Annotated in this window: 3 protein-coding genes; 2 read left to right on the forward strand and 1 reads right to left on the reverse strand. The window is 71.0% G+C overall.

Annotation, left to right across the window (positions count from 1 at the left end):
* A partial coding sequence (locus tag CQZ88_RS31045) for a kelch repeat-containing protein (protein WP_308410805.1) occupies positions 1 to 388 on the forward strand: 388 nt, incomplete at its 5' end.
* Positions 389 to 632: 244 nt separating this feature from the next.
* Here CQZ88_RS31045 and CQZ88_RS14045 read toward each other — a convergent pair.
* Positions 633 to 902: a hypothetical protein gene (locus CQZ88_RS14045; protein WP_006944638.1), complete on the reverse strand. Its 270-nt coding sequence runs from the start codon at positions 900 to 902 to the stop codon at positions 633 to 635.
* 719 nt (positions 903 to 1,621) lie between these two features.
* Between CQZ88_RS14045 and CQZ88_RS14050 the strand changes: the two genes are divergently transcribed.
* The coding region (locus CQZ88_RS14050) for a CPBP family intramembrane glutamic endopeptidase (RefSeq protein ID WP_102799918.1) at positions 1,622 to 2,402 on the forward strand (781 nt) is incomplete at its 3' end.

The raw sequence follows: 2,402 nt of genomic DNA on the forward strand, positions 1-2,402 counted from the left end.
CGCCACCACCGACGGCACCTACGCCTACGCCGTCGGCGGCCGGGACCTGGCCGCCGACAAGAACGTCGCCACCGTCGAGCGCTACGACCCCGCCACCGACACCTGGACGCAGCTTCCCGACATGCCCACCCCCCGCGGCGGGCTCGGTGTCACCCACCTCGACGGCCGCATCGTCGCCGTCGGCGGCGAGGAACCCACCCGCGTCCTCGCCGACGTCGAGGCGTTCGACCTGACCACCGGCACCTGGTCCGAGCTGCCACCGATGGGCGTCGCCCGGCACGGTCTCGTCGTCGCGACCGTGGGCACCACCGTCTACGCCGTCGACGGCGCGCAGCGGCCCACCCACGCGCAGTCCACCGCGTTGGCGGAGGCACTGGACTTCTGGTGAGGAAAGGCCGCTTCGCGGCCGGTGTGTCCTTCGGGCGGCTGGGGCAACCCAAAGGACACACCGGCCGCCCGAAGAACACACCGCGGCCCTACCTCCTCCGCGCCACATGACGCGGCCGACTGGAGGTCATCGTGGTCGGCCCACCGACGACCCGCCAGGCATGGACGGGAATGTCATCTCCGACGAACGACCGACGAGGACCCGTTCGAAGCTTGCACACCGCTCCGCGCCCGCACTCCGAGGGTCAGGGCTTCGGCGTGGCGGAACGTGCCCGCCACCAGCCCACCGCACCGGTGACGAGCAGCGCCCCCACGAGCGAGCCGATGATCCCGCTCGGCCGTAGCGACAGTCCGTCGCCGGCCAGAAGACTGACGAGCAGCCCGCCTACGAAGGACCCGGCGAGCCCGGCAGCGAAGGCGAGGGTCCAATCGATCCGCCCCGCCGACCTGCCCAGCAGCAACTGGGCCGCGGCGCCGACGACCATGCCGAACACGAGGATTCCGATGAGCAACATGGCGACAGCATAGACGCTGAGCTCGAATGCGAATGATTATCGGGGCGAACGTCTTTCGGGACTCTCGCCGCTGCGGTGTTCACCGCGGCCGACCGGAGGGACCCCGGACAGCGCACGTCGAGTGCGGCCCACCCGTTCGCCTCGACTGTCGCTGCGCTGGGAGACGTCCGTGAACTCACCCGTGCGCGGGAACTGCTCGACCGTGTGCCCGCGAGCGACGAGCACGGGGTCCCCTGGCCGGTCTACACGCGTATGGCGCACGCCCTGCTCGTGGAGAGGTCGGTCGGGTCCGCCCGTGCGCTCGACCTGGCCGATCCGCTGCGGCACACCACGAACGTCCCCGTCGTCACGGCACTGACGGCGAAGGGATATCGCCCTGCTCGTCACCCGAAGCGCGCTGTCGAGGTGTCGGCAACCTCTCCGGCGTGCAGGCTCTCGCGTTCGTCTAGGCGAGCCGCCTTGTCACCGCACGCCTCGTCCGGGCCGACGAGACGCTCGCGACTGCTCGGGTACCGGCCGCCCGGCTGTCCGCCCGGGAGCGGGAGATACTCGCCTACCTCCGCACCCCGATGACAGCGGAGGAGATCGCCGCCGCGCTGTTCGTGTCCGTGCGAAACCCACCAGCGCTCGATCTACCGCAAGCTGGGCGTCAACTCCCGTCGGGACGCGATCAAGATCAGGATGTGAGAGGCCCGCCGCGACGCGGCACAATCGCGACCGTGACGATCCGTACCTGGCTGACGCCACCGCCCCGGCCACCCGCCGAGCCCCTCGACCCGACGGCCCGCCGCGCCCTGTGGGTCGAGGTCACCATCGTCCTGCTCGTCACCTTCGGCCTGAGCGGGCTGTCGTCGATGCTGTCGCTGCTCGAATCCGCACTCGCACCGGAGCCGCTGTCCGACCAGACCGTCGCGCTGAACGTCCCCCGCTCGTCGCAGCAGTTCATCGACCTGGCCCGGCAGGTGCTCGGCATCGTCCGGTTGCTGGCATGGGCTGCGCTCGGGGTGTACCTGCTGTGGCGCAGCGGCATCGGCCCGAAGGCGATCGGCTTCGCCCGGGACCAGCTGCGCCGCGGCCTGCTCCCCGGCGTGGGGCTGGCCGCGCTCATAGGAATCCCCGGGCTCGGCCTGTACCTGGTGGCACGGGCGGCGGGCATCAACCTCACCGTCGCGCCCAGCACCCTCGAGGACTATTGGTGGCGGCTGCCGGCGCTGGTGCTGTGGGCGATCGCGAACTCCGCCGCCGAGGAGGTTCTCGTCGTTGCGTACCTGATCACCCGACTGCGGCAGCTCGGCTGGTCGGAGAACTCCTCGCTGCTCGCCTCGTCGCTGCTGCGCGGCAGCTACCACCTCTACCAGGGCCTCGGCGGCGGGCTCGGCAACGTCGTCATGGGTCTGGTGTTCGGCCGGTACTGGCAGCGCACGTCGCAGCTGTGGCCGCTGGTGGTGGCGCACGCGCTGATCGACAGCGTCGCATTCGTCGGCTACCAGGCGCTGCGCG

The organism is Rhodococcus sp. ENV425 (assembly GCF_002887785.1).
In the GTDB taxonomy this organism is placed as follows: Bacteria; Actinomycetota; Actinomycetes; order Mycobacteriales; family Mycobacteriaceae; genus Rhodococcus; species Rhodococcus aetherivorans.